Origin of the sequence: Synechococcus sp. R5-13 (assembly GCF_047462015.1) — a bacterium.
Classification (GTDB): Bacteria; Cyanobacteriota; Cyanobacteriia; order Thermostichales; family Thermostichaceae; genus Thermostichus.
On sequence record NZ_JANSIL010000040.1, the window covers coordinates 1 to 2455 of the forward strand.

1 protein-coding gene and 1 pseudogene are annotated in these 2455 nt (G+C 59.3%); both read right to left on the minus strand.

What is annotated here, in order from left to right; genetic code table 11:
- Positions 1-273: 273 nt before the first annotated feature.
- Positions 274-564, minus strand: a pseudogene (locus tag NW840_RS03710) (DUF6679 family protein); the annotation flags it as partial.
- A gap of 117 nt (positions 565-681) precedes the next feature.
- Positions 682-2109, minus strand: coding sequence for a folate/biopterin family MFS transporter (locus tag NW840_RS03715; RefSeq protein ID WP_414342453.1), 1428 nt, complete (start codon positions 2107-2109; stop codon positions 682-684).
- Positions 2110-2455: the final 346 nt, after the last annotated feature.

Below are 2455 nucleotides of genomic sequence, written 5' to 3' on the forward strand. Positions count from 1 at the left end.
CTTCCGCATTCCTCCCGACACTGACCCTACGGGTACAGTGCGGGGCTCCTGCGATTTCTAGCTGAGGATGTCAAGCGCTCTTCTGCGCCGCTCTGGCAAACGGAGAACTCAATCCGTGCCTTCAGCATCGTGCCGGGCACGATCCGCCCGTTTGAGATCTTCCCCACTGGAGCGCACCGGCAGCTCGGCAGGAGCCTCCCGATCCAGGTAGTAATCCTCCACGAGGCGCTCGCTGCTGGGATGATCTTCTCCTTCGGTAGGCAACAGTGGCGGATGCAGCAATTCAGCCGGAGGGCAGTCTTCTGAGGTGAGCAAATCTGACGTGCTGAGCATCCCCTTGGGAATGGTGGAAAGGCGCTGAGCAACAGCTCCAATGCTTTCCAGGCGAATCATCTCCTCCCAGGAGCAGATCTCCTCCTCATCTTCTGTCTCGTAGCGAACTAGGATGGTGTCCCCTTCGATATCGAGGATCTTGGCCCGTTCCAGCCAGCGTCCCTGATCCCGCAGATAGATCCACACATCCTTGCCTTCGCGGCTGAGTTGATAGATCCTACGATGAAGCACGGTCCCCTCCTGAAGTGAAAGATCCGAGTGAGTTGTGGGGGCTACCCAGCTCATCCCTCCATCTTAGCGGCTGGACACCGAGGCTGTATGCCTTTCCCGAGGCCAGACAGAGTCTCTTTAGGTTGGGTCGGTTTCGGCCAGAGAGACCCCTTCCATCGCCAAGGCTGTCTCCGCTTCTTCTGCCTGCACATCCCGCAGAAAGGATTCCAGAGAGGCATGGGCTTCCGCCTCCAGTTCTGCTCCGCCAAGGGTTATGCTCTCTTCCGGCAGCCAGCCCAAAAACGGCAGGGGCAAGAGGGTAGAAAGGTTGGTCAGGATCAGCAGCAGCCCCAGCCGGCTGAAATCGGTCTCCGTTACCCCCAGCCCATGCATCAGCAGGGATCCCAGCTCTTGGGAGAGAAACCCCGCCAAATTAAAGGCCGACATCAGCAGAGCAAAGAGGGTGGCCTCGATCCCAGGGGGGCAGAGGCGGGCGGCCAAGACCAGCACTGGCATAAAGGCAATTTGTCCTGCCACCGTCAGCACCAGGCTGTCCCCCAAGCTAAACCAATGATCGTCGATACCCCAATCCCGGTTGAGGTGATAGACCAAGATGAGGCTGGTCAGGCCCAACCCTGCCGAGATCACGGTCATCCAGCCGAACAGGGGCCGCAGTGGGATCCGCCGCAGGTACACTTGGAAGATCCCTACCCCCAGCAAACTGGCGATGCTGGTTACCAAGCGCACCTGACCCAAAAATTCCGGCCCAAAGCCGAGATCGTTGGTGACAAAGTAAAAAAGAGCCGCATCGGCGCTGGGAGTGGCCTGCCAAACGAACACAAACAGCACCGGCAGCAAAATGCTGGGTTGCCGCAGCGCCCGCCACACCTGCCCCACCTGTTGTTGCAAGGGATCCCAGCCCTGGGACAACGCCACCGGTTGATCGGCAATAACCCAAGCTGCCAGAGCGATGAACAACGGCAAAAAGGCCGTCAGCCCAAACACCACCTGCGGCGGATAATGGGCCAAGAGCGCTCCTCCCAAATAGGCGGTGAGCAGGGATCCCAAGGCCGTTGCTCCCCAAGTTAAAGATTGCAGCGTGCCCGTCCCCGCCCAGTCACTGCCGTGTACCCGCTCCACCACCAGCGAATCTACGATTACATCCCCTACCGCCACCGCCAGGGATCCCAAAACCATCCACAGGGTGGCCAGACCAGCCGTCGGCGCCCACAGGGCCATCCCCAGCCAAGCCCCACACCCCAGAAGCCCTGACAACAAGAGGTAGGGACGACGCCGATAGCCCGCCACCGGTACGGTATCCGACAGCAGGCCGTAGAGGGGCTTGAGGATCCAGGGGCTCATGGCAACGCCCATCAACGCCGCCACCTGAGACGGGCTGAGGCCCAAGCTGTCCTTCAGGTAAAAGCTGGTGGCCAGCCGTGCCAGCCCCACCGCCCCCTGCACAAAGTACACCAAGAGGATTCCGAACAATTCCGGCGTCCAGTGGATATCCCGCAGCGGGGTCAGGGTGGATTGGTGCAGCCGTTGCAGCAGAGGATGAATCATGAGCGGTCGCAGTGTAGCGAGATGTTAGTTGGTGCGGTGTTGCCTTGGCAACAGCAAAACCATAAGAATCTTAACAGTCTCTTCACCTTAACCTGTCCAACTGGCTTCCGGCTCCGACCTCCTTGGACGGGTTGCGCTTCCCAGCGCTCTTTCTGCTCAACCCAGCCGAGCTACAAAATCTACAAAATAATGAGGTCGAAATGAGGTCGAAAGGTAAACTACCCGGCTCCGACCGCTAAGCGGTACGAAGCGGGCTTTCAGTAGCCCTGGGCCTGTTCTGCTCTACCAGAGAACAAAACAAGCCCGAACCTCTAGGCTGGTTTACAGCAGCCCCCAAGAGCGCAAT

Coding starts and splice junctions, on each gene's coding strand:
- NW840_RS03715 (WP_414342453.1), bottom strand. CDS start 2,109: ATGATTCATCCTCTGCTGCAACGGCTGCACCAATCCACCCTGACCCCG.